At 52.0% G+C, this 25,412-nt stretch carries 22 protein-coding genes, 1 tRNA gene and 2 rRNA genes; 18 read left to right on the top strand and 7 right to left on the bottom strand.

Annotation, left to right across the window (positions count from 1 at the left end; translation table 11 throughout):
* Positions 1-55 precede the first annotated feature (55 nt).
* Positions 56-1,099, bottom strand: a complete 1,044-nt coding sequence (gene mreB / locus BM373_RS20650; RefSeq protein ID WP_006818047.1) for a rod shape-determining protein MreB — start codon at positions 1,097-1,099, stop codon at positions 56-58.
* A 305-nt stretch (positions 1,100-1,404) separates the two neighbouring features.
* Positions 1,405-3,345: an RNase E specificity factor CsrD gene (gene csrD, locus BM373_RS20645; protein WP_090465890.1), complete on the bottom strand. Its 1,941-nt coding sequence runs from the start codon at positions 3,343-3,345 to the stop codon at positions 1,405-1,407.
* A 276-nt stretch (positions 3,346-3,621) separates the two neighbouring features.
* Here csrD and msrP point away from each other — a divergent pair, with 276 nt between their 5' ends.
* The 12 genes from msrP (at position 3,622) to BM373_RS20585 (ending at position 14,606) form a co-directional block, all read left to right on the top strand.
* Complete coding sequence (msrP, locus tag BM373_RS20640; protein WP_090465888.1) at positions 3,622-4,623, top strand: protein-methionine-sulfoxide reductase catalytic subunit MsrP; 1,002 nt, start codon at positions 3,622-3,624, stop codon at positions 4,621-4,623.
* On the top strand, positions 4,624-5,223 hold the full coding sequence (msrQ, locus tag BM373_RS20635; protein ID WP_090465886.1) for a protein-methionine-sulfoxide reductase heme-binding subunit MsrQ: 600 nt from the start codon (positions 4,624-4,626) through the stop codon (positions 5,221-5,223).
* Between the two features lie 234 nt (positions 5,224-5,457).
* The gene (gene aroQ, locus BM373_RS20630; RefSeq protein WP_090465885.1) at positions 5,458-5,910 is read left to right on the top strand and encodes a type II 3-dehydroquinate dehydratase; all 453 of its coding nucleotides are present in this window, start codon (positions 5,458-5,460) and stop codon (positions 5,908-5,910) included.
* A gap of 21 nt (positions 5,911-5,931) precedes the next feature.
* Positions 5,932-6,402, top strand: coding sequence for an acetyl-CoA carboxylase biotin carboxyl carrier protein (gene accB, locus BM373_RS20625; RefSeq protein WP_090465883.1), 471 nt, complete (start codon positions 5,932-5,934; stop codon positions 6,400-6,402).
* A gap of 11 nt (positions 6,403-6,413) precedes the next feature.
* Positions 6,414-7,763, top strand: coding sequence for an acetyl-CoA carboxylase biotin carboxylase subunit (accC, locus tag BM373_RS20620; RefSeq protein ID WP_090465880.1), 1,350 nt, complete (start codon positions 6,414-6,416; stop codon positions 7,761-7,763).
* A 107-nt stretch (positions 7,764-7,870) separates the two neighbouring features.
* The gene (locus BM373_RS20615; RefSeq protein WP_090465877.1) at positions 7,871-8,113 is read left to right on the top strand and encodes a YhdT family protein; all 243 of its coding nucleotides are present in this window, start codon (positions 7,871-7,873) and stop codon (positions 8,111-8,113) included.
* The gene (gene panF / locus BM373_RS20610; RefSeq protein ID WP_090465874.1) at positions 8,103-9,554 is read left to right on the top strand and encodes a sodium/pantothenate symporter; all 1,452 of its coding nucleotides are present in this window, start codon (positions 8,103-8,105) and stop codon (positions 9,552-9,554) included. Before BM373_RS20615 ends, panF begins: the two co-directional genes overlap by 11 nt.
* Positions 9,555-9,565: 11 nt before the next feature.
* Positions 9,566-10,447: a 50S ribosomal protein L11 methyltransferase gene (prmA, locus tag BM373_RS20605; protein ID WP_090465872.1), complete on the top strand. Its 882-nt coding sequence runs from the start codon at positions 9,566-9,568 to the stop codon at positions 10,445-10,447.
* A gap of 323 nt (positions 10,448-10,770) precedes the next feature.
* Positions 10,771-11,736, top strand: coding sequence for a tRNA dihydrouridine synthase DusB (gene dusB / locus BM373_RS20600; protein ID WP_090465869.1), 966 nt, complete (start codon positions 10,771-10,773; stop codon positions 11,734-11,736).
* A 25-nt stretch (positions 11,737-11,761) separates the two neighbouring features.
* A complete protein-coding gene (gene fis, locus BM373_RS20595; RefSeq protein ID WP_003855228.1) occupies positions 11,762-12,058 on the top strand; it encodes a DNA-binding transcriptional regulator Fis in 297 nt (98 codons plus the stop codon).
* 164 nt (positions 12,059-12,222) lie between these two features.
* Positions 12,223-12,387 (top strand): DUF2556 family protein, encoded by a 165-nt coding sequence (locus BM373_RS20590; protein ID WP_090465866.1) that lies wholly within the window; start codon positions 12,223-12,225, stop codon positions 12,385-12,387.
* Between the two features lie 161 nt (positions 12,388-12,548).
* The gene (locus BM373_RS20585; protein WP_090465863.1) at positions 12,549-14,606 is read left to right on the top strand and encodes a putative bifunctional diguanylate cyclase/phosphodiesterase; all 2,058 of its coding nucleotides are present in this window, start codon (positions 12,549-12,551) and stop codon (positions 14,604-14,606) included.
* A gap of 47 nt (positions 14,607-14,653) precedes the next feature.
* Here the strand turns inward: BM373_RS20585 and BM373_RS20580 are convergent, their stop codons facing one another.
* Positions 14,654-17,764 (bottom strand): efflux RND transporter permease subunit, encoded by a 3,111-nt coding sequence (locus tag BM373_RS20580; RefSeq protein WP_090465860.1) that lies wholly within the window; start codon positions 17,762-17,764, stop codon positions 14,654-14,656.
* Positions 17,765-17,790: 26 nt separating this feature from the next.
* Complete coding sequence (locus tag BM373_RS20575) at positions 17,791-18,954, bottom strand: efflux RND transporter periplasmic adaptor subunit (protein WP_090465857.1); 1,164 nt, start codon at positions 18,952-18,954, stop codon at positions 17,791-17,793.
* A 365-nt stretch (positions 18,955-19,319) separates the two neighbouring features.
* On the opposite strand from BM373_RS20575, the gene BM373_RS20570 reads away from it, so the two are divergent.
* From BM373_RS20570 to BM373_RS20545, 6 genes are all read left to right on the top strand, one after another.
* Positions 19,320-20,000 carry a TetR family transcriptional regulator gene (locus BM373_RS20570; protein ID WP_090465853.1) on the top strand — a complete coding sequence of 227 codons (681 nt, stop codon included), beginning with the start codon at positions 19,320-19,322 and terminating at the stop codon, positions 19,998-20,000.
* Positions 20,001-20,126: 126 nt separating this feature from the next.
* On the top strand, positions 20,127-20,348 hold the full coding sequence (locus BM373_RS20565; protein ID WP_090465850.1) for a putative periplasmic lipoprotein: 222 nt from the start codon (positions 20,127-20,129) through the stop codon (positions 20,346-20,348).
* 384 nt (positions 20,349-20,732) lie between these two features.
* Positions 20,733-21,758 (top strand): amino acid ABC transporter substrate-binding protein, encoded by a 1,026-nt coding sequence (locus BM373_RS20560; protein WP_090465847.1) that lies wholly within the window; start codon positions 20,733-20,735, stop codon positions 21,756-21,758.
* An 82-nt stretch (positions 21,759-21,840) separates the two neighbouring features.
* The gene (locus BM373_RS20555) at positions 21,841-23,022 is read left to right on the top strand and encodes an amino acid ABC transporter permease (RefSeq protein WP_090465844.1); all 1,182 of its coding nucleotides are present in this window, start codon (positions 21,841-21,843) and stop codon (positions 23,020-23,022) included.
* A gap of 9 nt (positions 23,023-23,031) precedes the next feature.
* Positions 23,032-24,135 (top strand): amino acid ABC transporter permease, encoded by a 1,104-nt coding sequence (locus BM373_RS20550; RefSeq protein ID WP_090465842.1) that lies wholly within the window; start codon positions 23,032-23,034, stop codon positions 24,133-24,135.
* Between the two features lie 8 nt (positions 24,136-24,143).
* Complete coding sequence (locus BM373_RS20545) at positions 24,144-24,902, top strand: amino acid ABC transporter ATP-binding protein (RefSeq protein ID WP_090465840.1); 759 nt, start codon at positions 24,144-24,146, stop codon at positions 24,900-24,902.
* A 166-nt stretch (positions 24,903-25,068) separates the two neighbouring features.
* Here BM373_RS20545 and rrf (BM373_RS20540) read toward each other — a convergent pair.
* The 3 genes from rrf (BM373_RS20540) to rrf (BM373_RS20530) all read right to left on the bottom strand — a co-directional run.
* Positions 25,069-25,184: ribosomal RNA gene (rrf, locus tag BM373_RS20540) — 5S ribosomal RNA — on the bottom strand.
* A gap of 38 nt (positions 25,185-25,222) precedes the next feature.
* Positions 25,223-25,298: transfer RNA gene (locus tag BM373_RS20535), tRNA-Thr, on the bottom strand.
* A gap of 14 nt (positions 25,299-25,312) precedes the next feature.
* A 5S ribosomal RNA gene (gene rrf, locus BM373_RS20530) occupies positions 25,313-25,412 on the bottom strand; the annotation flags it as partial.

Here is a 25,412-nt window from a genome sequence, read left to right as displayed (position 1 = left end):
TTCTCAGGCTGGACAAAGCTGGGGCGGCCCTTCGGTCGCCCCACTCTGACGCAGACTATTCTTCGCTGAACAAGTCGCCGCCGTGCATGTCGATCATTTCCAGCGCCTTGCCGCCGCCGCGCGCCACACAGGTCAGCGGATCTTCAGCAACCACGACAGGAATACCGGTCTCTTCCATTAACAGGCGGTCAAGGTTGCGCAGCAGTGCGCCACCACCGGTTAATACCATACCGCGCTCGGAGATATCGGAAGCCAGTTCTGGCGGACACTGTTCCAGGGCAACCATGACCGCGCTAACGATCCCGGTCAGAGGTTCCTGCAACGCTTCCAGGATTTCGTTGGAATTCAGAGTAAAGCCACGCGGGACACCTTCAGCGAGGTTACGACCACGCACTTCGATTTCGCGCACTTCGTCGCCCGGATAAGCGGAACCAATTTCATGCTTGATGCGCTCAGCGGTTGCTTCACCGATCAGCGAGCCATAGTTACGGCGCACATAATTAATGATGGCTTCATCAAAACGGTCACCACCGATACGCACGGAGGAGGAATACACCACGCCGTTCAGGGAGATCACCGCCACTTCCGTGGTACCACCACCGATGTCAACAACCATGGAACCGGTTGCTTCGGATACCGGCAGGCCCGCGCCAATCGCCGCAGCCATGGGTTCTTCGATCAGGAAGACTTCACGAGCACCCGCACCCTGCGCGGATTCACGGATCGCACGACGTTCAACCTGCGTTGCACCAACCGGTACGCAAACCAGAACGCGCGGGCTTGGACGCATGAAGCTGTTGCTGTGCACCTGCTTGATGAAGTGCTGAAGCATTTTTTCCGTGACGAAGAAGTCAGCGATAACGCCGTCTTTCATCGGGCGGATAGCCGCGATGTTGCCCGGAGTACGGCCAAGCATCTGTTTAGCTTCATGACCTACCGCAGCGACGCTTTTCGGAGAACCGGCACGATCCTGACGAATAGCCACTACAGAAGGCTCATTCAATACGATGCCTTGTCCTTTTACATAAATAAGGGTATTCGCGGTACCCAGGTCAATGGACAAGTCATTGGAAAACATGCCACGAAATTTTTTCAACATACTAAGGGATAATCCTGAAAGCTGGGGCGGAAAACAAAATCCGCTTACTTTACCAACCACACGCAGCAGCGACAAGGCGGAAAAATCATCTGCTACGGTGAAAATTAGTGCAGATCGTGTCCTTTGTTACAAATCGACCTGACTCCTTCAGGACTGAGTGTGTTACTGCATTCCCTGCAATCACTTTGCAACCTGATAAAGGCCATTCACTGGCTTACTCGCTGCAATAAACTGGCGGGCAGACACGCACACCCCCATGATAGACAGCGCGCGTTATTCTACGTGAAATCACAGTAAACGGCAGGTCAAACCGAATATCTTTGCGAATATTTTTTCACATGGGTGTCGAGTAGTTGGGACGCAGCAAAAAAATCGCCCTGTCCACCCGTTACCCCGCGTTCGATTAAGGTCTGCCATTCTCCTCGTCCGAGGATACCTGTGGCAAAAACGCGCGTCCGTGTGCCCTTACAGGCTTCCACCAGACTCTGTACCAGCAGCTGATTTTCGGGACGCTTTTCAATATTTCTTACCAGGCTCGGATGCAGCTTAAGTAATTCCGCATCCAGCGCCTTAATCCAGCTGGTGCTAACCAGCGTTAAACCCGCCTGAGTGACCGCCACCCGGGCACCCAACGCGTTGATCAATCGCACCACCGGTTGTAACCGACTGATGTGTTGACAAACATCCGCCTCAGCAAGTTCAAAAATAATCCTTTTTCGTCGAGATTTTTCACATTGCATTAAAGTATCACGCAGCCAGCGCTGAAAACGGGGCCGGATAAGTGACTCGACGGTGACCTGCAACGCCAGACTTTCTTCGGGCCAAAAGGTCAGAAAAGGCATTAAACGGGTGATCTGCTGACGGTCATACTCTTCAGCCAGGCCGAACTGCAACACCATCGGCATATACTCGGCAGCAATCACCTCCTGATCGCCATCAAAAATACGGCACATCAATTCACGGTGATGCACCTGGCCGTCAAGATTGACCGCCGGTTTCTGATAGACGCGTGGCCCGCCGCGACTGAGTGTTTGTTCAATCAAGGTGCGCCAGCGGACATTGCCACGCCCCTTCTCCGGTAGGGTATCGTCATACACTGCCCAGCTATTGGCCCCCTGCAGAACAGCGTTGCGGGTTGCGGCTTCCGCATGTTCCATGACCTGCTCCGCCGATTGCCCGCTACGCCAGGCGCAGATACCAATATGCATGATGTCATCGCGGTCGAGCATTTTTGACGGCGGCAGAACATCCACTGATTTAAGTAGTTGCGCGGCAATACTTTCAGATTCTTTAAGGGTGCGATGCGAGAGCAGCACGGCAAAATCATTGCGGTGATATCGCGCCAGCAGCGCGCCGGGATAGCGCAGGATAAAAGTAGAAAGCAGATTAATGAGGATAAGCAGGTGCTCTTCAGTGGTCGCCGCCCCCCAGTTGTCGCGCAGTAGCTCAAAATCCGGCAGGCGGATCATCATCACCACGCCATGCGCGCCGACCTTTTCCTGATCTTCGAGCAGGGTCGCCAGCTGGCTGTCAAAAAAGAGCCGGTTGTTAAGCCCGGTTTTAGTGTCCTGCGCCGCATAGGAGCGGATCAGGGTATCCATGCGGCTGCGCTGCTCTCCGGCAAACTGGATTTCGGACAACAGCGTATCCAGCGCGCTACTGGTGCGCGACGGCCATTCGTAAACGGAACCGCGAACCTTCGGTCCCCGCTCGCCATTAAGAATCTTTATGGCCCGCATCTCCAGCAACTCCTGTCCGGCAAGCTGACGACGCAGCCAGCGAACCGCCACAAAGATAATGATGACCATAAAACCAATGGCGAACGTCAGCGGAGCGGTGGTCAGAAGGGAGTGAAAATAGTTCGCCATCGGGTCCTGCCAGGTCAGCCCAATGGTCATGCCGGGATTTTTAATCGATTTAACGCTCATTTCGCGCGTCTGCATCTGGCTACCCGCCGGGCGGTATCCTCCCGCAAGCGAATGACTGAGCAGCGTTTTTTCGCCCTGCATGATGTCGATGCGCACGATATCCAGCGGCACCATCATCTCATCAAGCTGCGGCACAAGGGATGCGAAAGGCATGGAAACCAGCCGGTTATCAATAACCGCCGCCACAGACTGTACCCGGTACGTCACTTTTTTCTGAATGGCGGAATAAAAACTGAACGAGCAGCCAATGAGCGTGACAAAAATTGCCAGCCCCGTCAGGAGGGTTACAAAAGCTGAAAATTTCGTCGTTAATCGCATCCTTGTGCTAACTCCGTTGGGTGAGAGAAACGTTTCGCGATGAATGTAAGTGAGCGCCAACTTTCAATACGAAACGGGATACTATCAGACACCGTGGAACAGGCAATAAATTGCATGAAGACGACATCGCCGTTTATCACGGGAGTATAGCCCGCAGAAATTTTTTGCCAATCACCCAACTTCCCTCGCCCGGCGAGTGGCCGGCAATTTTTGGTAACAAACTCGCACTAACGTCTCTCATCCATCATGCTTATATAAAGGCAGACGGAGGACGTAATGAAACAACGAAAATTAACCGAAGCAGATGTCACCGCTGAATCAGTGTTCATGATGGAGCGACGTAAAGTATTAAAAGCACTGGGGATCGGTGCGACCGCACTTTCTCTTTCGCCGCTGGCGCAGGCCGATCTGCTGGACTGGTTTAAGGGAAACGATCGTCCGAAACCGCCGCCGGGCAAACCTCTGGACTTCACTAAACCTGCTGAGTGGCAAAATTCGCTGGCCCTGACGCCTGAAGACAAGGTGACGGGCTATAACAACTTTTACGAATTTGGCCTGGATAAAGCCGATCCTGCTGCTAACGCAGGCGGGATGAAAACGGATCCGTGGACGCTGAAAATTGGTGGTGAAGTGGCCAAACCCTTAACCCTCGATCACGATATGCTGACCACCCGCTTCCCGCTGGAAGAGCGTATTTACCGGATGCGCTGCGTGGAAGCCTGGTCTATGGTCATTCCGTGGATTGGCTTTCCACTGCATAAACTGCTCGCCCTGGTGGAGCCCACCAGCAATGCGAAATATGTGGCATTCGAAACCTTATATTCACCGGAAGAGATGCCGGGCCAGAAAGACCGCTTTATTGGCGGCGGCCTGCAATACCCTTACGTTGAAGGATTGCGTATCGATGAAGCCATGCATCCATTGACCCTGCTTTCCGTTGGCGTCTATGGCAAAGCGATGCCGCCGCAAAACGGCGCGCCGGTGCGCTTAACGGTGCCATGGAAATACGGTTTTAAAGGGATTAAATCCATCGTCAGCATTAAGCTCACCCGCGAGCGGCCGCCAACGACATGGAATTTATCCGCCCCAAATGAATATGGCTTTTTTGCTAATGTGAATCCGCACGTCGATCATCCGCGCTGGTCGCAGGCGACCGAACGCGTGATTGGTTCAGGTGGCGTACTGGACGTTAATCGCCAGCCGACGCTGCTGTTTAATGGTTACGCCGATCAGGTGGCGTCGCTGTATAAAGGAATGGATTTGCGGGAGAATTTTTAAGTGCGCTTAACGGCAAAACAGATAACCGGGTTAAAAGTAGTGTTGCATCTGGCAGGGCTGTTGCCTTTTATCTGGCTCTTTTGGGCCGCCAGCCAGGGGTACTTCAGCGCCGATCCGGCAAAAGATATTCAGCATTTTACCGGCAGGATGGCGTTGAAATTCCTGCTGGGATCGCTGCTGATCACACCGCTGGCGCGCGTCGCTAAACAACCGCTGTTGATTCGTACCCGCCGCCTGCTGGGACTCTGGTGTTTCGCCTGGGCATCGCTGCATCTGGTGAGTTACTCGTTGCTGGAGCTGGGGCTCAATAATCTTGCGCTGCTCGGCCAGGAGCTGGTGACCCGCCCCTACCTGACCCTTGGCGTCATTAGCTGGCTCATTCTCTTTGCGCTGGCGGCAACCTCCACGCAGGCGATGCAGCGAAAATTAGGCCGTAACTGGCAGCGTCTGCATAACTTCGTCTATGTGGTCGCGATCCTCGCGCCCATTCATTACCTCTGGTCAGTAAAAGTGCTTTCGCCGCAGCCGCTACTCTATGCAGCGGCGGCAATTGTGCTTCTGGGCTGGCGTTACAAGAAGTTCCGCCAATGGTGGCGATAATGCTCTGTTCTGTGCAGTTAGCCGCAGAAACGTACACCTCCGCTACCATTTATCCAGGTCTGACGGATAATCTTCCCTGATAAGACCAGTATTTAGCTGCCAAATGCTACGAAATAGTTATAATGTGCGACTTTGGTTTTGCCGATGGGGGTTTTAAGACCCGCAAAAGGTGACAACCGGGCAATGAAGGTATATTTTGTTTTTTACCGAAGTATTGCAGGAGATAGCAGCACGATGGTGGACAAGTTGCACATTTTGCTCTTAAACGGCCCCAATCTGAACATGCTGGGTACACGCGAGCCGGAGAAGTACGGCACCCTGACGCTTAACGAAATTGTTACGCAATTAACGCAGGAAGCCGAGGCGCTGAACGTGACTCTCTCGCATTTACAGTCAAACGCGGAGTACGCACTCATCGACCGCATTCATCAGGCTAAAGACTCTGTTGACTATATCCTGATCAATCCGGCCGCGTTTACGCACACCAGCGTGGCGATTCGTGATGCGTTGCTTGCAGTGAGCATCCCGTTTATTGAGATCCATCTGAGCAATGTGCATGCGCGCGAGCCGTTCCGCCATCACTCTTATCTCTCCGATATCGCTGCTGGCGTCATCTGTGGATTTGGCGCTGACGGTTATTCATACGCTTTACAGACGGCGGTAAAACGCCTGTCACAATCACACTAAACAAGAGTACGGAACCCACTCATGGATATTCGTAAGATTAAAAAACTGATCGAGCTGGTTGAAGAATCAGGCATCTCGGAACTGGAAATCTCTGAAGGCGAAGAGTCTGTTCGTATCAGTCGTGCCGCACCTAACGCGGGTTATCCAGTGATGCAGCAGGCTTATGCTCTGCCTCAGATGCAGCAGCCCGCTCTGTCTAACGCTGTTGCCCCTGCCGCTGCACCGGCAATGGAAGCGCCAGCAGCCGCAGAAATCAGTGGTCACATCGTACGTTCCCCGATGGTAGGGACGTTCTACCGCACCCCAAGCCCGGATGCGAAAGCATTCATCGAAGTGGGCCAGAAAGTGAACGCGGGCGATACCCTGTGCATCGTTGAAGCCATGAAAATGATGAACCAGATCGAAGCAGACAAGTCTGGCGTAGTAAAAGCGATTCTGGTCGAAAGTGGTCAACCGGTTGAATTTGACGAGCCACTGGTCGTCATCGAATAACGAGGCGAACAATGCTGGATAAAATTGTTATCGCCAACCGTGGCGAGATTGCTCTGCGTATTCTTCGTGCCTGTAAAGAACTGGGCATCAAGACTGTCGCCGTGCACTCGACTGCGGATCGCGATTTAAAACATGTGTTGCTGGCAGACGAAACAGTTTGTATCGGGCCGGCACCCTCCGTAAAAAGCTATCTGAATATCCCGGCTATCATCAGCGCCGCTGAAATCACCGGCGCGGTGGCAATCCACCCGGGTTATGGCTTCCTGTCTGAGAACGCCAACTTTGCTGAGCAGGTTGAGCGCTCCGGCTTTACCTTCATCGGCCCGAAAGCTGACACTATTCGCCTGATGGGTGACAAAGTGTCGGCGATCACCGCGATGAAGAAAGCGGGCGTTCCGACCGTACCAGGTTCCGACGGCCCGCTGGGCGACGATATGGATGCTAACCGCGCGCATGCAAAACGCATCGGTTATCCGGTCATTATCAAAGCCTCCGGCGGCGGCGGCGGTCGCGGTATGCGCGTTGTGCGCAGCGACGCTGAACTGGCGCAATCCATCTCCATGACCAAAGCTGAAGCGAAAGCCGCTTTCAACAATGACATGGTGTACATGGAAAAATACCTTGAGAACCCACGCCACATCGAAATTCAGGTGCTGGCAGACGGTCAGGGTAACGCCATTTATCTGGCTGAGCGCGACTGCTCCATGCAGCGTCGTCACCAGAAAGTGGTTGAAGAAGCGCCGGCACCGGGCATCACGCCTGAACTGCGTCGTTTCATCGGCGAGCGCTGCTCAAAAGCCTGCGTGGAAATCGGCTATCGTGGCGCGGGTACCTTTGAGTTCCTGTTCGAAAACGGCGAGTTCTATTTCATTGAAATGAACACCCGTATTCAGGTTGAACATCCGGTAACCGAGATGATCACCGGCGTGGATCTGATCAAAGAGCAGTTGCGCATTGCTGCCGGTCAGCCGCTGTCCATCAAACAGGAAGACGTGATTGTTAACGGCCACGCTGTTGAGTGCCGTATCAACGCCGAAGATCCGAACACCTTCCTGCCAAGCCCGGGTAAAATTACGCGTTTCCACGCGCCGGGTGGCTTTGGTGTGCGCTGGGAATCGCACATTTACGCGGGCTATACCGTGCCGCCGTATTACGATTCCATGATCGGCAAGCTGATCTGCTTCGGCGAAACGCGTGAAGTGGCCATTGCGCGCATGAAAAATGCGTTGCAGGAGCTGATCATCGACGGCATCAAAACCAACGTTGATCTGCAGACCCGCATCATGAATGACGAGAACTTCCAGCACGGTGGAACCAATATCCACTACCTGGAGAAAAAACTCGGTCTTCAGGAGAAGTAATCGCGCAGTTCACGCCTAAGGCCGGGATCCCCGGCCTTTTTTATTTCTGGGGACAGGCCTGGCCCATCAGGTACAATCCCCGCTTTCTTCATCCGTAGGGGATAAAAATGGACATGCGTTTTGTTCAGGCCCATAAAGAAGCGCGCTGGGCGCTGGGGCTGACCCTTTTCTATCTGGCTGCATGGTTAGTGGCTGCTTACTTACCTGATTCGACGGCGGGCATTACTGGTTTGCCGCACTGGTTTGAGATGGCCTGCCTGCTGATCCCACTCCTTTTTATTTTGCTGTGCTGGGCCATGGTGAAATTTATTTACCGCGATATCTCCCTGGAGAATGACGATGCAGCTTGAAGTGATTCTGCCTCTGATTGCGTATCTTCTGGTGGTCTTTGGCCTTTCCGTTTATGCCATGAGGCAACGCACGGCAGGGACATTCTTAAACGAGTTTTTCCTCGGCAGCCGCTCTATGGGTGGCGTGGTGCTGGCGATGACCCTGACCGCGACTTATATCAGCGCCAGTTCATTTATTGGCGGACCGGGCGCGGCCTATAAATACGGGCTGGGTTGGGTGCTGCTGGCGATGATCCAGTTGCCCGCCATCTGGCTGTCGCTCGGTATTCTGGGCAAAAAATTCGCTATTCTGGCGCGCCGTTATAATGCGGTGACCCTCAACGATATGCTGTTTGGCCGCTATCAGAGCCGCCTGCTGGTGTGGCTGGCGAGCATCAGCCTGCTGGTGGCCTTTATTGGCGCGATGGCGGTGCAATTTATTGGCGGTGCGCGCCTGCTGGAGACAGCAGCGGGGATCCCTTACGAAACCGGCCTGCTGATTTTTGGTATCAGTATTGCGCTCTATACCGCGTACGGCGGCTTCCGTGCCAGCGTGCTGAACGACACGATGCAGGGCCTGGTAATGCTGATCGGCACGATTGTGCTGCTGGTGGGCGTGGTTCACGCCGCTGGTGGCGTCAGCAATGCCGTAGAGACGCTGCGTCATATCGATCCCAAGCTGGTCACGCCGCAAGGGGCCGACGATATTCTGTCGCCCATGTTCATGACCTCTTTCTGGGTGCTGGTCTGTTTTGGCGTGATTGGCCTGCCGCATACGGCGGTGCGCTGCATCTCTTATAAAGACAGCAAAGCGGTGCATCGCGGCATTATCATCGGCACCATTGTGGTGGCGATTCTGATGCTGGGAATGCATCTGGCTGGCGCGCTAGGCCGTGCGGTGATCCCGGATCTGACCGTGCCGGACCTGGTCATCCCAACCCTGATGGTCAAAGTCCTGCCGCCGTTTGCTGCCGGGATTTTCCTTGCCGCGCCGATGGCCGCCATCATGTCCACGATTAACGCCCAGTTGCTGCAAAGTTCCGCTACGATCATTAAAGATCTGTACCTGAACCTGCATCCTGAGCATATCCATAATGAAAAGCGGCTCAAGCGGATGTCATCGGTGATTACTCTGGTGCTCAGTGCGCTGCTGCTGCTGGCGGCATGGCGTCCACCGGAGATGATCATCTGGCTGAACCTGCTGGCTTTTGGCGGGCTGGAAGCGGTTTTCCTCTGGCCGCTGGTACTCGGTCTTTACTGGGAGCGCGCCAACGCAGCCGGTGCATTGAGCGCTATGATCACAGGCGGCGTACTGTATGCGGTGCTGGCGACGTTTAAGATCCAGTACCTCGGGTTCCACCCGATTGTGCCGTCGCTTTTATTAAGTTTACTGGCGTTTATTATCGGGAACCGCTTTGGTCGCCCCGTTCCCGATGCCAGCGTTATTACATCTGATAAATAAAGAGTTTTGCCATGCCGTGGATCCAATTAAAACTGAACACAACCGGGGCGAATGCCGAAGCGTTAAGTGACGCGCTCCTTGAAACGGGCGCAGTGTCGATCACCTTCCAGGATACGCACGACACCCCTGTATTTGAACCGCTGCCGGGGGAAACCCGTCTGTGGGGCGATACCGACGTTATCGGTCTGTTTGATGCCGAAACGGAGATGAACGAGGTGGTGGCGATGCTGGAACAGCATCCGCTGCTGGGCGCAGGTTTCGCGCACAAAATCGAGCAACTGGAAGACAAAGACTGGGAGCGCGAGTGGATGGAGAATTTCCACCCGATGCGCTTCGGTGAGCGTCTGTGGATCTGCCCAAGCTGGCGCGATGTGCCGGATGCGAACGCGGTCAACGTGATGCTCGATCCCGGCCTCGCATTTGGTACCGGGACGCACCCTACCACGTCGTTATGTCTGCAATGGCTGGATGGACTCGATCTGGAAGGTAAAACCGTGATCGATTTCGGCTGCGGCTCCGGCATCCTCGCGATCGCCGCGCTGAAGCTCGGCGCGGCTAAAGCGATTGGGATCGATATCGATCCGCAGGCGATTCAGGCCAGCCGTGATAACGCCGAGCGCAACGGCGTCTCAGATCGCCTGGCGCTTTACCTTCCTCAGGACCAGCCAGAGGAGATGAAAGCCGATGTGGTGGTCGCCAACATCCTGGCAGGCCCGTTACGTGAACTGGCCCCATTAATCAGCGTGCTGCCTGCTACAGGTGGTTTTCTGGGTCTTTCTGGCATTCTTGCCAGCCAGGCAGAAAGCGTATGTGAAGCCTACACTGAACGCTTTACGCTGGATCCGGTCGTTGAGAAAGAAGAATGGTGCCGTATTACCGGGCGTAAAAAGTAACAATACGCGTCGCGATCCTGTCCTGAAATGAGGCGGTGATCACATTACAGGAGGATAATTTGCTGATTAAATCAGCAGATTATCTGGCGATGATGGCGGCAATTTAAGAAAAATTGAGAAGTTACGCAAAATTGTAAGCGTATAAAAATTCAACATAAAATTATAACTTAATGATTTGTATGGTGAATTAAACAAGGCCAACTCTTTTAACCGCGATTCTTTGATCCACCTCAGAGGATTGTTCAAAGTTTGGCCTTTCATCTCATGAAAAAAATGCGTAATATACGCCGCCTTGCAGTCACAGTATGGTCATTTCTTAACTCATGCGAATCGGACACCACCAGCTCAGAAATCGCCTGATCGCAGCCCCGATGGCTGGCATTACTGACAGACCATTCAGGACGCTGTGCTACGAGATGGGAGCGGGTTTAACCGTATCCGAGATGATGTCATCTAACCCTCAGGTTTGGGAAAGTGATAAATCACGCTTACGGATGGTGCACGTTGATGAGCCTGGTATTCGTACCGTGCAAATCGCCGGTAGCGTGCCGGAAGAAATGGCGGAAGCCGCACGTATTAACGTGGCAAGCGGTGCCCAGATTATTGATATTAATATGGGCTGCCCGGCTAAGAAGGTGAATCGCAAGTTAGCAGGTTCAGCCCTTTTGCAGCACCCCGATCTGGTGAAGTCTATCCTGACGGCGGTGGTGGCAGCAGTGGACGTTCCTGTCACGCTTAAGATTCGTACGGGCTGGGCTCCAGAACACCGTAACTGCGTAGAAATTGCCCAACTGGCTGAAGATTGTGGTATCCAGGCTCTGACCATACATGGACGCACTCGCGCCTGTTTGTTCAACGGAGACGCGGAATACAACAGTATTCGGGCAGTTAAGCAGAAGGTTTCCATTCCGATTATCGCGAATGGCGACATTACTGACCCGCTTAAAGCCAGAGCTGTGCTCGACTATACAGGGGCTGATGCTCTGATGATAGGTCGCGCGGCTCAGGGAAGACCCTGGATCTTTCGGGAAATCCAGCACTATCTGGACACTGGAGAGCTGCTCCCCCCCTTGCCGTTGGCAGAGGTGAAGCGCTTGCTTTGTGCGCACGTTCGGGAACTGCATGACTTTTACGGTCAGGCAAAGGGGTACCGAATTGCGCGGAAACACGTATCCTGGTATCTCCAGGAACACGCTCCAAATGACCAGTTTCGGCGCACATTCAACGCCATTGAGGATGCCAGCGATCAGCTGGAGGCGTTGGAGGCATACTTCGAAAATTTTGCGTAAACAGAAATAAAGAGCTGACAGAACTATGTTCGAACAACGCGTAAATTCTGACGTACTGACCGTTTCTACCGTTAACTCTCAGGACCAGGTAACTCAAAAACCTCTGCGTGACTCGGTAAAACAGGCACTGAAGAACTATTTTGCTCAACTGAATGGTCAGGATGTGAGTGACCTGTATGAGCTGGTATTGGCTGAAGTTGAACAGCCATTGTTGGACATGGTGATGCAATACACCCGCGGGAACCAAACGCGCGCTGCCCTGATGATGGGCATCAACCGTGGTACGCTGCGTAAAAAATTGAAAAAATACGGCATGAACTGATACTAATCAGTTAAGTGTTTGTTTATAAAGGCGCTCACCGGCATGGGGAAGCGCCTTTTTTATTGCTAAAAATCCTGACAAAAATCATTGCGCCTTCATCTTTTCATTGGCTTTTTTTCAGGTATATTGCCTGCTCTTCACACCGTGGAAACAGAACTCTCAATATGATTCGTAAATATTTTTGGCTCATTGTTTTTGCCCTGACGGTATTCATTTTTGACGCCCTGATTATGCAATGGATCGAGTTCTTAACTACGGAAAGCGATAAGTGCCGTAATATGAATTCAGTTAACCCGTTAAAACTGGTTGATTGCGCTGAGCTTGATTAATCTGCTATTTGCATAAATAGATGAACTTGCCGCTATCCCTTTAATAAAGAAGGGATTTAAAAATATTTCACACGTCTTTTTACAGTGATACTGTCTCAGCTTTCCTGGCCTGCACGACTGTACTCATGCATAACGTTTTTAATGAATAAGTTGATGACATCATGCTGGTTAACCAATACGACCAAATCCTTGTTGTTATTTCTTTTATTGTCGCCATCCTGGCTTCATATACCGCGCTAAATATGGCGGGCCGGGTCACGACCCTGTCCGATAAAACGGCCTGGTACTGGCTGGCAGGCGGCGGTGTGTCCATGGGTATTGGTATCTGGGCGATGCATTTTATCGGCATGCTGTCCATGGAACTGACCATGCGCATGAACTACGACCCGCTCATCACCGGCCTGTCGATGGTTATCGCCATTAGCGCCTCACTGTTCGCGCTATGGCTGGTTAGTGCGCCACAGTTGCATCTGCGCCGGTTAATTCCAGGCTCACTGGTGATGGGCTCAGGGATCGCGGCAATGCACTATACCGGCATGGCAGCGCTGCAGGTCTCACCGGCTATTGTCTGGGACATGCGCTGGGTTGCCGCGTCGCTGGTCATCGCTCTTGCCGCATCCTGGGCCGCGCTGTGGCTGACGTTCCGTTTACGCCGGGAAGCGGCGCAGGTGGCGTTACTGCGCGCCGGTGCGGCCATTTTAATGGGCGTGGCGATTGCGGGTATGCACTACACCGGAATGAAAGCCGCACTTTTTCCCGAGCAGCATCACTTAATGCATCACGGGGTCAACGGAAGCTGGCTGGCACTGCTGGTGAGCGTTGTCGCGCTCTCTATTTTGGGTATTACGCTGCTGGTTTCAATGCTCGATGCCCGTCTACAGGCTCGCACTTCGCTTTTAGCCAGTTCCCTTGCTGAAGCGAATCGTGAGCTGGCACAACTGGCATTGCATGACACGCTAACCCGGCTGCCCAATCGCGTTCTGCTGGAAGATCGACTCGATCAGGCGATAAATAAAGCCCGGCGCGAAGGCAGTTTTTTTGCCCTGATGTTTATGGATCTGGATGGCTTTAAGGCGGTAAACGACGCGTACGGTCATGACACCGGCGACCGGCTGTTAGTGGCTGTGACCGAGCGGCTGCAAAAGCCGTTAAAAGGGCAATACACCCTGGCTCGCATCGGGGGTGATGAGTTTGTTTTGCTGGCGGAAGTGAGCGCACCTGACGAAGCGGCTACGCTTGCCAGTGCGCTGGTGCGCGCCATTGACCATCCCTATACCCTTGAGCCGTATGAACTGATCGTCACCCTGAGCGTTGGGATCGCGCTGTATCCCCATGACGGTAAAAATGAACGCGAATTGATGTTCAATGCTGACGCCGCGATGTATCACACCAAACATATGGGGCGCAACGGCTATCACTTCTTCCAGCCATCGATGAACACGCTGGCCCAGACACATTTACAGCTAATGAATGACCTGTGGCAGGCGCTGGATCGTAATGAGCTGCACTTGCTTTATCAGCCAAAATTCCAGGCTCCGGCAGGCCCGACGGTAGGCTTTGAGGCGCTGTTACGCTGGCAGCATGGTAAGCGGGGATTATTAACGCCTGATGTATTTCTTCCGCTGGCAGAGAAAACCGGTTTGATCGTGCCGATTGGAAACTGGGTGATTGATGAAGCCTGCCGACAGTTGCGGGAATGGCATCTACAAGGCAATACCACATGGTCTGTCGCGGTCAATTTATCCACGCTGCAATTTGAGCAACCCGGCCTGATTGATCACGTCCTCGGCAGTTTGCAGAAGCATCAATTACCTGCGGATAAACTGATCCTGGAAGTGACTGAAACCACGGCGATGAGCAACCCGGAAGAAAGCGTGCGCGTTCTGACCGAGTTGACCAACGCAGGGATTAAAGCGTCGATCGACGATTTCGGCACTGGCTATTCCAGCCTGCTGTATCTGAAACGTTTGCCCGCTTGCGAACTTAAAATTGATCGGGCATTCGTAAAAGATCTGAGTCGTGAGGGTGGCGACGCCACTATTGTGTCGGCGATTGTGGCCCTGGCGAAGACGTTAAATTTGAAAGTTGTGGCGGAAGGTGTGGAAACCGAAGAACAGCAGGCGTTTCTGACCGAACTGGGCTGCAACACTTTGCAGGGGTATCTGCTCGGTAAACCCATTTCTGCAGATGAGGCCACAAGGCTGGGCTGCACGGGATAATAAAAAGCCCCACCCGCTACGGTGCGGATGGGGCGCGTTCATTGCTATCAGGCTTTTTTGAAGAAGTACTGCCCAATCACGATAAAGAATACGGGCACGAAGAATATCGCCAGCAAGGTTGCCGTCAGCATTCCCCCCAGTACCCCGATACCCACCGCATTCTGTGCGCCACTCCCTGCCCCGGAACTTATCACCAGCGGCATAACACCGAGAATAAAGGCCAGTGAGGTCATCAGGATCGGGCGAAGACGCATACGCACGGCCGCAAGGGTGGACTCCGCCAGCCCCATGCCTTCTTTGTCCATCAAATCCCTGGCAAATTCGACAATCAAAATGGCGTTCTTTGCAGACAAACCGATTGTGGTTAACAGCCCCACCTGGAAATAAACGTCATTGCTCATTCCCATTATTGCCGCAGCGAGCAGTGCCCCAATAACACCCAGCGGGACCACCAGCATGACGGAAAATGGAATGGACCAGCTTTCATACAGCGCTGCAAGACAGAGGAAAACCACGATTAATGAAATGGCGTATAACGCAGGTGCCTGATTGCCGGACAACCGTTCCTGATAGGACATACCTGTCCAGTCATAGCCTATTCCGGCAGGCAGCTTAGAGGCCAGTTGTTCCATCAGGAGCATGGCATCACCGGTACTCTTACCTGGTGCGGCTTCCCCGAGGATTTCCATCGACGGTAAACCGTTGAAACGCTCAAGGCGCGGTGAACCGTACACCCAGCGCAACGTGGTAAAGGCTGAGAATGGCGTCATTTCACCTTTGTTATTACGCACATAAAGGTTCTTCACATCGGACGGCAACATGCGGAATTTGGCATCTGCCTGCACGTACACTTTTTTAACGCGTCCATGATCGATGAAGTCATTGACGTAAGTACCGCCCAGCGAGGTCGAGATCGTCTGGTTGATATCGGAAAGACTGACGCCTAACGCCTGCGCTTTTTCGCTATCCACATCAATTTTAAACTGGGAAGTATCCTGCAGCCCGTTGGCACGTACACGCACCAGTTTGTCTGGATATTGCTGCACCATGCCCAGCAGTTCATTACGCGCTTTCGTCAGCGCCTCGTGACCGAGGTTCGCCTGATCGATAAGCTGGAAGTCAAAACCTGTTGCGGTACCCAGCTCAAGGATCGCAGGCAGGTTAAACGGGAATACCATGCCATCTTTGATCTTGCTGAACGCGGCGGTTGCCCGCTGGACAACACCAAATACGCTGTTTTCTTTACCGGGACGTTCTTCCCATGGTTTCAGGCTGATAAACGCCATCCCTGTGTTTTGCCCCTGACCACTAAAGCTGAAGCCGTTAATCGACAGTACCGACTGAACGTTCTCTTTCTCATGAGTAAGGTAATAATCTGTCACCGTATCCAGCACCTTTTGCGTCCGGGCCTGCGTCGCGCCGGGAGGAAGCTGAACCATCGTCATAAATACACCCTGATCTTCCTCGGGCAGAAACGAAGTGGGAAGACGCATAAACAGCACGGCCATACCGGCAACAATCAGCACATACACCACCAGATAGCGTCCGGTACTTCTGATAATGCCACTGACGCTTTCGGTGTAATGGTTTGTGCTGCGATCAAAGACCTGATTAAACCAGCCAAAAAAGCCGCTTTGCTGACCATGCGTTGCAGGATCTACCGGTTTTAGTAATGTCGCGCAGAGTGCTGGCGTCAGAATTAAGGCCACCAGCACGGAGAGCGCCATGGCTGAAACGATGGTAATCGAGAATTGCCGGTAAATTTCCCCTGTTGAACCACCAAAGAAAGCCATGGGAATAAATACCGCCGAGAGCACCATGGCAATCCCGACCAGTGCCCCCTGAATTTGACTCATCGATTTTTGTGTAGCGGCCTTTGGCGGCAGATGCTCCTCTGCCATCACACGTTCAACGTTTTCAACCACCACAATGGCGTCATCGACCAACAGACCAATGGCTAACACCATACCGAACATGGTCAGTGTATTGATGGAATAGCCAAACGCGGCCAGTACAGCAAATGTGCCGAGCAGTACGACAGGAACAGCAATGGTTGGTATCAGGGTCGCGCGAATATTTTGCAGGAACAGATACATGACCAGGAAAACAAGAATGATGGCTTCACACAGCGTTTTTACCACTTCATGAATAGAAATCTGCACGAACGGCGTGGTGTCGTAGGGATAAACAACGCTAAGCCCTTGCGGGAAGAACGCAGAAAGATCGTTTAGTTTTGCTTTGATCGCTTTGGCTGTATCGAGCGCATTCGCCCCGGTCGCAAGTTTGATACCTATCGCTGCGGTATCCTGACCGTTTATTTTGGTGACGACATTGTAGTTTTCGCCACCGAGCACAATACGTGCGACATCTTTCAGACGCACCATAGAACCATCCGCATTAACGCGCAGCGTAATGTTTCCAAACTCTTCAGGATCTTTTAATCGGGTTTGCGCAATGATTGACGCGTTAAGCTGCTGATTACCTACGGCGGGGGTCGCACCTAACTGTCCGGCAGCAATCTGCCCGTTTTGCACTTTGATTTGGTTAATAACGTCAATCGTTGTCAGATTGTATTTATTCAGGAAATCCGTATTCAGCCAGATACGCATGGCATATTGCGCACCAAAAAGCTGAACATCCCCCACGCCATTAATGCGGCTGATCGTATCTTTAAGGTTTGACGCAATATAGTCCGCGATATCTTCCTGCGTCAGCCCTTTATTTTCCGAGGTGAAACCTACCACCATCAGAAAGTTACTGCCCGCTTTCTCGACGCTGATCCCTTGTTGCTGCACTTCCTGCGGTAACAGTGGCATCGCCAGTTGCAGCTTATTTTGCACCTGCACCTGAGCAATATCCGGTTCAGTGCCGGACTTAAATGTCAGGGTGATCGTCACGCCACCTGCCGAATCACTGGTGGAGGACATATACATCAGGTTGTCGAGGCCATTCATGTTCTGTTCGATAACCTGCGTCACCGTGTCCTGAACTGTCTGGGCATCCGCGCCAGGATAGTTCGCGCTCACGGCAATTGCTGGCGGCGCAATCGTGGGATATTGCGCGACGGGCAGTTGCATAATAGCCAGTACGCCAGCAATCATTAATATAATCGCCAGCACCCAGGCAAAAATCGGACGATCGATAAAAAACTTAGCCATTTTTTGCTCTCATTACGTGTGTGCGATTACTGCGCTGCCGTTTTTTGTTCAGTCGCGGTTTCAGGTGCAACGTTCACTACCGTCCCCGGACGAGCGCGCTGTAAGCCACTGACAATGACCTTCTCGCCTTCTTTTAGCCCTTCGGCAATCAGCCACTTATCGCCAATCGCCTGCGTAGCAACGACATTGCGGGCCTCTACCTGGTTTTTCTCATTGACCAGCAGGACGGTCGCTTCACCGCGCGCGTTACGCGTGACACCTTGCTGCGGAACCAAAATGGCGTTTGGCTGAGTGCCCTCGTTTATGCGGGCACGGACAAACATTCCCGGTAATAACCGGTGATCAGGATTAGGGAACACTGCGCGGAGAGTAATTGACCCGGTACTTTGGTCGACGGTGACGTCGGAGAATGCAAGCGACCCGGTTAGCGGATAGTCTTCACCGTTTTCAGTGAGTAACTGAACATCCGCTTTCCCGTCTTGTTTGAGTAAGTTTCCTTGCTCAACGGCCTGACGCAGCCGCATAAAATCGCTGCTGGATTGCGTGACGTCTACATAGATAGGATCGAGTTGTTGTACGGTGGCCAGCGCCGTGCTTTGACCGCTCGTCACCAGCGCCCCTTCGGTCACGGAAGATTTACCGATTCGCCCGCTGATTGGGGAGCTGACGCGGGTATACGCCAGATTAATTCTTGCCGCTTCAACCGCGGCTTCAGCGGCTTTAATTTCAGCCTTCGCACCACTGGCATTCGCTGCGGCGGTATCATAATCCTGACGACTAATGTATTGCGTGCCCAGCAAAGGCTGATATCGCTTCACCGTCAGAGCCGCAATATTCGCCGCCGCCCGGGCTTTGGCTAATTCGCCTTCCGCGCTGGAAAAAGCCGCCTGATAGGTTGCAGGATCAATCTGATATAGCGATTCACCCGCAGTGATATCGCTACCTTCAACAAAATTACGCTTTAAAATAATACCGCTGACCTGGGGGCGAACTTCTGCAATACGAAACGCCTCTGTGCGCCCGGGAAGTTCTGTTGTGATAACAAGCGGAGCGGACTTCACCTGCCAGACGCTCACTTCAGGCGCTGACATTACAGCCGCCGTCTTTTCGTTATCATTACAGCCGCCAAGTAAACCAAGTGATAATAATATCAATGATGGCAGGTAAAAATATTCACCAAACTTATTCATTGCAGTTCCTTAAAACACAATGCGCGGCATTTACCGCCAATAAAGACAGAAAAATAAACATCAGGGGGTCGGGTATCCTACAAATAATTTGCTGGTACTGTAAATCAGCCCTCAGCCAGCCCTCGTAGTAATGGCACTCAGAACTAAAAAAGACGTAAATTAATTTAATTAAAACGGTGTATTTTTTGTTATGACATTCATTTCATCAATGAAATACGGTAATTAATTCACCCAACCAATTAATTGCACGGCAACAGTAAAATATCAGCGCTATATTGTATGAACACTCAAAAAATGCAAGGATAGTTGCGTCTTTTAAAAATCACCCCCTCTGCCACTATAACGTTTATCAGAAGTCATTACCCATGGTCAGGAAAACAAAAGAAGATGCGTCCAGAACGCGAGAGCTTTTAATTAATTCAGCAATTTTAACGTTTTCCCGGCGTGGGTATTCGAACACGTCGCTGGATGATATCGCACAAGCGGCAAATATGACGCGCGGCGCTATTTACTGGCACTTTAAAAACAAAGGCGAATTATTTAATGCTATCTGGCAACAGCAGCTAACGCTTAAAGATAAAATTAGCAGCAAAGTGGCAATATATTACAATGACACCGCCGAAGTATTTTTACGGCATTCGTTAATAGAGGCGCTTCGACTGATCGCTCGCGATACTATTGAACAGGCACTGGTAGAAATTCTTTATCACAAATGCGAATTCACCGCAGACATGACGCCTGAAGCAGAAATTCGTGCACGCCTTTTTTTCGATCGTGAAAGCATGGCGCTGCTGTTAAAACGATGCATGAGTGAGAACCCATTATTTATGAGCGGCGATATAGAACTGGCGCTTATTATTATTCAGGCCTATATGAGTGGAATCATTAAAAACTGGCTTATGCTTAATAAAAGTTTTGATCTTTATAATTTTGCCCCGCGCCTGGTTGACAGTCTTTTAACGATGCTCCGCGTGACGCCCGGTAACAATACAGGTAACATAACTCAACCTCAGTACAGCACCTCTGAATCCATTATTTCTTCATAATCTCCCTGGTTTGCGCTTTTTCCTCCATGGTTTTTACATTCGACATGCTTTGTAAAACTCGACCGCTTGGGGCCGTACAAACTGATGGTAGAATGAGCGTATTCACATAGAGAGGTAAATGTGATCATGAAAAAGTTAATTGCTGTTGCACTACTGTCTTCTGTTCTCGCCGGGTGCGCTCACGACTCTCCCTGCGTGCCGGTTTATGATGACCAGGGGCGTCTGGTTCATACCAATACCTGTATGAAAGGGACGACTCAGGATAACTGGGAAACGGCAGGCGCTATTGCAGGCGGTGCCGCTGCTATTGCAGGTTTGACCCTGGGTATTGTTGCCCTGACCAAATAATCTCCGGGCGTGGCCTGACCGTCACGCCTGCTTTTGCTCCTCCCCGGTGCAACTCTTCTAATTTGTTAAAATTGATTCTCATAATGGATCATCACATCTTCTTTAAATTTCCGCGTTAATCATTCTCTCTTTCAATGCTTCGCCTGCTATGAAAATTTTTTGCTCTAATTTGTGGCACAGGTTTCAGTTTCGCACCAAACCAGGGCGCTGACTTTATTTTTCCCTGTCTACACTCTCCCTATTACGGGCAATTCTTAATGTTCTTCTGCCCCGTAAACCTGGCACTACCTTTGCTTTAAAAAGGATGGCCAATGCCACAGACAGGTTCAGGGCGTTTCCCGGACGCCTTTATATAACGATAATTTTTGCCACACAGGATGCATTATGAAAAAGATGATGATCGCCAGCCTGGCCGCTGCCGGTGCACTGTTTGCTGTTGTAAATCAAGCGCACGCTGGCGCAACTCTGGATGCCGTGAAGAAAAAAGGTTTCGTACAATGCGGTATCAGTGACGGGCTGCCTGGTTTCTCTTACGCAGACGCCGACGGTAAATTTACCGGTATTGATGTGGATGTTTGTCGTGGGGTTGCCGCTGCCGTATTCGGCGATGACACGAAAGTAAAATATACCCCGCTGACGGCGAAAGAACGTTTCACCGCATTACAGTCCGGTGAAGTTGATGTGCTGTCACGTAATACCACCTGGACCTCTTCCCGCGACTCAGGCATGGGCATGTCATTTACTGGCGTAACCTATTACGACGGTATCGGCTTTTTGACCCATAACAAAGCCGGTCTGAAAAGTGCTAAAGAGCTGGATGGCGCAACCGTTTGTATTCAGGCCGGTACTGATACCGAGCTGAACGTGGCTGACTATTTCAAATCCAACAATATGAAATACACGCCGGTCACTTTCGACCGCTCTGATGAATCAGCAAAAGCGCTGGAATCGGGTCGCTGCGATACGCTGGCGTCCGATCAGTCGCAACTCTACGCACTGCGTATCAAACTGAGCACGCCGGGTGAATGGATCGTTCTGCCGGAAGTGATCTCTAAAGAGCCGCTGGGCCCGGTGGTACGCCGTGGCGATGATGAGTGGTTCTCAATTGTTCGCTGGACGCTGTTCGCCATGCTGAACGCCGAAGAAATGGGCATCACCTCCAAAAACGTTGATGAGAAAGTGGCAAATCCGGCGACGCCAGATATGGCTCACCTGCTCGGGAAAGAAGGCGATTACGGCAAGGACCTGAAACTTGATAACAAATGGGCTTATAACATTATCAAGAAAGTCGGTAACTATGCGGAAGTGTTTGAACGTAACGTGGGTTCCGAAAGCCCGCTGAAAATCAAACGTGGCCAGAATAACCTCTGGAACAACGGCGGTATCCAGTACGCGCCGCCAGTTCGCTAAGACGATTGTTTTAAACATCGTGTAGTAACGGGCACCGCATTTGTGGTGCCCAGCCCAGAGTCATGGTTACCGAGGTTTTCTTATGTCCCATCGACGCCCAGCCGTTAAAGGATCGCTTTCCTTCTCCAACCCTGCGGTTCGCGCCTGGCTGTTTCAAATCATTGCTATCCTGGCGGTGGTTAGCGTAGCCATCTATTTGATACATAATACCGTTACTAATCTGAGTAACCGCGGTATTACTTCCGGTTTCGCCTTTCTCGATCGTGGCGCTGGCTTCGGGATCGTCCAGCACCTGATTGATTATGAACAAGGCGATACCTATGGTCGGGTATTCCTGGTAGGTTTACTCAATACGCTGCTCGTCTCTGCGCTGTGTATCGTTTTTGCTTCCTTCCTGGGGTTCTTTCTCGGTCTTGCGCGCCTGTCAGAAAACTGGCTACTGCGTAAGCTGTCGACAATTTATATCGAAACCTTCCGTAATATCCCGCCGTTACTCCAAATCTTTTTCTGGTACTTCGCGGTGCTGCGCAATTTGCCGGGGCCTCGCCAGGCGGTCAGTGCGTTTGATTTGGCTTTCCTGAGCAATCGCGGGCTCTATATTCCGGCTCCCGCTTTTGGGGAAGGATTACTGGCATTTCTTGTCGCTGTCATCCTGGCGATGGGGATTTCCGTCGGACTGTTTCGCTTTAATAAGACGCATCAAATTAAAACGGGGCAGCTGCGCCGGACCTGGCCGACCGGACTGGGGCTGATAATTGTACTTCCGCTGCTGGCCCACTGGCTGTTCGGGGCGGCATTGCACTGGGATGTTCCGGAGCTGCGCGGTTTTAACTTCCGTGGTGGAATGGCGCTGATCCCTGAACTGGCGGCGCTGACCCTGGCACTTTCGGTTTATACCTCTGCTTTTATTGCCGAAATCATCCGCTCCGGTATTCAGTCAGTCCCCTTTGGCCAGCATGAAGCGGCGCGTTCTCTGGGACTACCTAATCCGGTTACGCTGCGTCAGGTCATCATCCCGCAGGCGCTGCGAGTGATTATCCCGCCATTGACCAGCCAGTATTTAAATATCGTGAAAAATTCTTCGCTGGCAGCGGCGATTGGTTATCCCGATATGGTGTCACTGTTTGCGGGTACGGTACTTAACCAGACCGGGCAGGCAATCGAAACTATCGCCATTACCATGTCGGTTTACCTGATTATCAGTTTGAGCATTTCTCTGCTGATGAATATCTATAACCGCCGCATTGCACTCGTGGAACGCTAAGGAATCATGATGACAAAAGCGATACTGTCTCAACCCTCGCGTCCGGCCAGTGCAGGCACCGGACGTTATATGGGTTGGGTACGCAAAAACCTCTTTTCCAGTTGGTCGAACAGTTTACTGACGCTGGTATGCCTGTGGCTCATGTGGGAGCTTATTCCCCCTTTACTGAGCTGGGCGTTCTTCCAGGCTAACTGGATTGGCTCTACACGGGCCGACTGTACGAAAGAAGGCGCATGCTGGGTCTTTATCCATCAGCGCTTCGGCCAGTTTATGTATGGCCTTTACCCCCATGATGAGCGCTGGCGCATCAACCTTGCGCTAATTGTGGGCCTGCTTTCCATTGCGCCTATGTTCTTAAAATCCTTACCGAAAAGAGGACGCTATATTGCCTGCTGGGCGGTCATTTATCCGATCGTGGTATGGTGGTTATTATATGGTGGATTTCTGGGGCTGGAGCGTGTGGAAACACGTCAGTGGGGCGGGTTAACGCTGACATTGATCATTGCGTCAGTGGGCATTGCGGGCGCTTTACCGCTGGGGATTCTTTTGGCGCTAGGACGCCGTTCGACCATGCCGGTCGTACGGATGCTTTCAGTGATCTTTATTGAATTCTGGCGTGGCGTGCCGCTCATTACCGTACTGTTCATGTCGTCGGTCATGCTGCCACTGTTTATGGCGGAAGGAACCAGTATCGATAAACTGATCCGGGCACTGGTCGGAGTCGTGCTATTCCAGTCAGCCTACGTTGCAGAAGTCGTGCGCGGCGGGCTTCAGGCGCTGCCGAAAGGTCAGTACGAAGCCGCTGAATCGCTGGCGTTGGGCTACTGGAAAACACAGGGGCTGGTAATTCTACCGCAGGCCTTAAAACTGGTGATACCGGGCCTGGTTAACACCATTATTGCGCTGTTTAAAGATACCAGCCTCGTCATCATTATTGGTTTATTTGATCTGTTCAGCAGCGTACAGCAGGCCACCGTCGATCCCGCATGGCTGGGAATGTCGACAGAAGGCTATGTCTTTGCCGCGCTGGTTTACTGGATTTTCTGTTTCAGCATGTCGCGCTATAGCCAGCATCTGGAGAAGCGTTTCAATACCGGGCGTACACCGCACTGAGGACCACCATGAGTAATATGATTATGCAACCAGACGACGCGATGATTACGCTCGACAACGTGAACAAATGGTACGGGCAGTTTCACGTGCTGAAAAATATCAACCTGCAGGTCAAACAGGGTGAACGTATTGTTCTGTGTGGCCCATCGGGTTCGGGTAAATCAACAACCATTCGCTGTATTAACCATCTTGAAGAACATCAGCAGGGACGAATTATCGTTGATGGTATTGAGCTCAATGAAGATATTCGCAATATCGAAAAGGTGCGCAAGGAAGTGGGCATGGTATTCCAGCACTTCAATCTGTTCCCTCACCTGACTGTTTTGCAAAACTGCACCCTCGCACCAATCTGGGTGCGCAAGATGCCGAAAAAAGAAGCCGAAGCGCTGGCTATGCATTACCTGGAAAGAGTGCGCATTGCTGAGCATGCGCATAAATTCCCTGGCCAAATCTCCGGGGGGCAGCAGCAGCGCGTGGCGATTGCCCGCTCATTATGCATGAAACCTAAAATCATGCTCTTTGATGAGCCAACCTCGGCGCTGGATCCGGAGATGGTCAAAGAAGTACTGGATACCATGATTGGCCTTGCCGAATCAGGCATGACCATGCTGTGTGTAACTCATGAAATGGGATTTGCCCGCACCGTGGCTGACAGAGTGATCTTTATGGATCGTGGAGAAATCGTTGAGCAGGCACCGCCGGACGAGTTCTTTGCAAATCCTAAATCGGAGCGAACCAGAGCATTTCTGTCTCAGGTTATTCATTAAGTTAAAAAATAATACAATTAAGCTCAGCCATATGGCTGGGCTTTTTTATACCTGTAGGATCTTCTAACAGAGGTACGTTTCAGTACGTGAGCGGTAACAACGTCATTTGCTTATCTGCATATAGCAAAAAGCCCAGTCTTTCGACTGGGCTTTTCACTTAATTGATGCCTGGCAATTCCCTACTCTCGCATGGGGAGACCCCACACTACCATCGGCGCTACGGCGTTTCACTTCTGAGTTCGGCATGGGGTCAGGTGGGACCGCCGCGCTAGTGTCGCCAGGCAAATTCTTTTAAATGCCGAACATTAACCGCTTAAAACTGGTGCTGATACCCAGAGTCGAACTGGGGACCTCACCCTTACCAAGGGTGCGCTCTACCAACTGAGCCATATCAGCACACTAAATTTGATGCCTGGCAGTTCCCTACTCTCGCATGGGGAGACCCCACACTACCATCGGCGCTACGGCGTTTCACTTCTGAGTTCGGCATGGGGTCAGGTGGGACCGCCG

The sequence above is a fragment of the Enterobacter sp. kpr-6 genome (assembly GCF_900116015.1).
In the GTDB taxonomy this organism is placed as follows: Bacteria; Pseudomonadota; Gammaproteobacteria; order Enterobacterales; family Enterobacteriaceae; genus Enterobacter_D.
This window is presented reverse-complemented; position numbering and strand designations above follow the sequence as displayed.